Consider the following 3,070-nt stretch of genomic DNA (forward strand, 5'->3'; position numbering starts at 1 on the left):
ATGAAAGTAATCATGCGAGTCAGGATTTGGTTGCCTTTAAGGAACTCTTGTCGGCGACCAAGGCCTTGATCGCAGAACATGCAGGGAAGACACGGACTGTAGGGACTTATCAGTCGGGTGATTTCGCCAAACTCCAGTCTGTCCAACGCTTTGCGATAGCCTACAAACAGGCAACCAAGCAGATGGAGAGTCGTGTTGAACGCGTACAAGCTGCTCAGGAGAGAGACAAGGCTCGTTTTGAGGCCTTGGCTGCGGAGGATCGAGCCAAGAACGGTTGGAAAGACCTGGCTGTTAGCGCATTGACTATCATTGTCGGAGTGACAGCCATCGTAGTTACATTGGGCTCTGCGACTCCTTTAGTTGTTGCAGGCGGTATAGTGGGTCTTGGGACAACAGCCTATGGGGCTTCTAATATGTATGAGGCTGATCAGGATATCAAACTTGGGAATGCAGGGGATATTCAGACTAAAGCAGGAAATCCCATCAGAGATACGCTTTTCATGGGGAATGACAAGCTGTATCATGATGTTGGGAATATCTTTGTGACGGCGAGTGCTATCATGATTCCCATAGGGCAGACTCAGAGCGTTGTCAAGGGGGTGACCCAGTTTGCGATAGGGGAAGCAGGCGCCTATACAGCGGGTCAGGTAGCCTATCATGGGACTAAGCTCCTAGGTGGTAGTGAGGAAGATGCCCAAACCGCAAACTTTATCGGGAATATCGTAGGTGGCTATGCGGTAGCTTCAGCAGCCAGCAAGTTTAGTCTCAATAAGGTGTCCACCAATCCAAGAGAATATAGTTACAATATGATTGAAAATCCTGGGCCACTACTAGAAATTAATGAAACTGCAGCTAAAAGTTTCGCTAGCGGTAAATATAATGTGAAAATATTAGAAGAGGATACGGTCTTTTTTAGAGCAGGAAATTCTGACAGTCCTTTAGGACAATATTATACAAGGGATATCCCTGAGTCAGTAATAAAAGTTAGGATAGAGTCCGCAGTTAAACCTCAGTGGATTGATAGGGATACAGGAGTCTTAACAGGTACATCAGAATTGACTGATATCTATGCTACTAAGTTCCCAAAAGGTACCGTCTATTATGAAGGTCCTACAGGATCTCAAGGAGGAGTATATATTGGTGGCAAAGAACAGATATTTATCAATAAACCCTGGACTATTGATGGAATTCTTAATAATACAACACATCTAGGAGGAATAAGGTGATGGTAAATTTCAAAGAAGAACTAATAGAATTGTTAATTGACTTATTAGGGATTCTATCAGAACATAAGCAGCGTCATAATGTTAATTATTTTATAGGGACGCTTCAAAATATGATAGCAATCATACAAAATATAGAAAATCCTGAACTCCCAAATGAATGTATAGAGAAACTTCGAAAAATGTACAAAAGTATGTTTTTCCCAAGAGACGGTTTATCGGATTTTTATATTCTTGATTCTGATGCTACATATATGACAAAATGTAATACTCAATTTTCGTCATTATTAAATAGAATTGATGCTTTATTAGAAGAATGAGGAAGTTAATGTTAGATTTGAATCTTTTATATAATATATATAAAGAAAATAACAGGGAGTCAGACTGGAAGAAATTTGCTATTGCTCTTTCAAAATCATATTTGTTGGTACCTTTTACTACAATTGATAGCTCTGATATTCTAATCACATTAAATGGTAGCGATGGTAGACAGTATTTGCCTATATTTACTGATTTTGAATCTATCAATTTATCTAGTTCATTATTTAATAAAAGTGTTAAGTTCGCCAAAGTAGATATAGTATATATTTATAAATTTCTAGAACGTAATTCACCTGTAAAATATGTTGTATTGAATCCTTGTGAAATCAGTGTTTTTATGGACAAAGATTATATAGAATCGATATTATCTTTAATCAATTCACGTAAAATACTTTTTGGAAAGCCAATTGAGGATACAACGTTGATTGAAAAAAAGCTTTCAAATATTTTTAAGGAAATTCCTTCAGTTAATAATGTCTTTTTCGTAAAGATACTAGTGAAAGAAGAAAGTAGTTACTTACTAGTCATAGATTCTGATGACTCTCAAAATGAGCTACTTCTTTTTGAGAAGATTTCTAAAAAAATTGCGAGTCATAAAATAGACTCTGATTGTCCTTTTGATCTGATATCAAGCAATACAGAGTTAGGAGAAGAAATAATGAAGGATAATCCTCCCATTTACACTCGCTAATATTTTTAAAAGGAAGTACCAAAAAGATGCTCATCATTGCTCGTGTGATTGTAGCACCTGTCAAAGGGAATATTTATCGCTTTGACTACGGGGCTTGCCTCTATCCCGAAGGGATGGTAGGCGATAGCCTTATCTACTTCAATGACGAAGATATTTTTAAGGTAGTTCAAGAGGGTTATAGTGATGAGGATAATGACCTCATGTTGGAAAATATTGCTGCGGTTATAGATCAGACAGAGATTCCTAAAGGAAATGTTGCTGAGTTGAATGAAGTAAATGAACTAGGAGGCTAATACATGGGGCAAATAGACTATGATCAAATCTATTATCTTCAAGGTAGAGTGAATGCCTACTCCACCAGCATCTCCTCTGCCCAATCACGGATTACTTCCATCGATGAAAAATTGGAACGTCTTCGCACGGCCAAGAAGTCTGTAGGGGAAATTCAAAAAAAGGTTCATGATACTAAAAAAAAGATTATTAGGAAAAATTATCAGCCTACTTGGCAAGGCAAACAAAAGGATGATTTCACCAAGCAGTGGGAAAGCTTCTCCAGTGACTACACGAGTTTTCAAACGGAGATGAATACCTTCTATGATGCCATCTGTGATGAAATCACTAGGTTGGAAAATCAAAAGAATGAAGAACATGGCATTATTGGTTGGTGCCAAAGTCAGATTAACAATCTGGGAAATTTCATCGAGAAGCTACTACATACGAAGGAGGGGTAAGGTCATGTATGGAACGATTCAATTATCTGAGGTTCTGTTTAACGCGCACATCAGTAGTTTGACCAAGGCTCAGGCTAGTTTGGCTGGAGTGAGTAAGCCAAACT

The 3,070-nt window shown here is 38.2% G+C and carries 5 protein-coding genes; all 5 read left to right on the top strand.

Going from position 1 to position 3,070, the window contains the following annotated elements; translation table 11 throughout:
• Nucleotides 1-182 precede the first annotated feature (182 nt).
• The 5 genes from FBF73_RS10180 to FBF73_RS09745 are packed head-to-tail and all read left to right on the top strand — an operon-like array spanning nt 183 to nt 2,966.
• Nucleotides 183-1,226: a hypothetical protein gene (locus FBF73_RS10180; RefSeq protein WP_240798253.1), complete on the top strand. Its 1,044-nt coding sequence runs from the start codon at nt 183-185 to the stop codon at nt 1,224-1,226.
• Entirely contained in the window at nt 1,226-1,543 is a 318-nt protein-coding gene (locus tag FBF73_RS09730) for a hypothetical protein (RefSeq protein WP_136937692.1), read from the top strand. The genes FBF73_RS10180 and FBF73_RS09730 overlap by 1 nt, the downstream gene beginning before the upstream one ends.
• Nucleotides 1,544-1,551: 8 nt before the next feature.
• Nucleotides 1,552-2,235 (top strand): enhanced serine sensitivity protein SseB C-terminal domain-containing protein, encoded by a 684-nt coding sequence (locus tag FBF73_RS09735; RefSeq protein ID WP_004264066.1) that lies wholly within the window; start codon nt 1,552-1,554, stop codon nt 2,233-2,235.
• Nucleotides 2,236-2,261: 26 nt separating this feature from the next.
• A complete protein-coding gene (locus FBF73_RS09740) occupies nt 2,262-2,528 on the top strand; it encodes a DUF4176 domain-containing protein (RefSeq protein WP_136937693.1) in 267 nt (88 codons plus the stop codon).
• 3 nt (nt 2,529-2,531) lie between these two features.
• Nucleotides 2,532-2,966: a YwqH-like family protein gene (locus FBF73_RS09745; protein ID WP_136937694.1), complete on the top strand. Its 435-nt coding sequence runs from the start codon at nt 2,532-2,534 to the stop codon at nt 2,964-2,966.
• Nucleotides 2,967-3,070: the final 104 nt, after the last annotated feature.

The organism is Streptococcus mitis, from assembly GCF_005144795.1.
In the GTDB taxonomy this organism is placed as follows: domain Bacteria; phylum Bacillota; class Bacilli; order Lactobacillales; family Streptococcaceae; genus Streptococcus; species Streptococcus mitis_BB.

Excerpts from the sequence above, each read along its gene's own strand:
- FBF73_RS10180 (WP_240798253.1), top strand. The coding sequence starts at position 183 with ATGGAGAGTCGTGTTGAACGCGTACAAGCTGCTCAGGAGAGAGACAAG.
- FBF73_RS09730 (WP_136937692.1), top strand. The coding sequence starts at position 1,226 with ATGGTAAATTTCAAAGAAGAACTAATAGAATTGTTAATTGACTTATTA.
- FBF73_RS09735 (WP_004264066.1), top strand. The coding sequence starts at position 1,552 with ATGTTAGATTTGAATCTTTTATATAATATATATAAAGAAAATAACAGG.
- FBF73_RS09740 (WP_136937693.1), top strand. The coding sequence starts at position 2,262 with ATGCTCATCATTGCTCGTGTGATTGTAGCACCTGTCAAAGGGAATATT.
- FBF73_RS09745 (WP_136937694.1), top strand. The coding sequence starts at position 2,532 with ATGGGGCAAATAGACTATGATCAAATCTATTATCTTCAAGGTAGAGTG.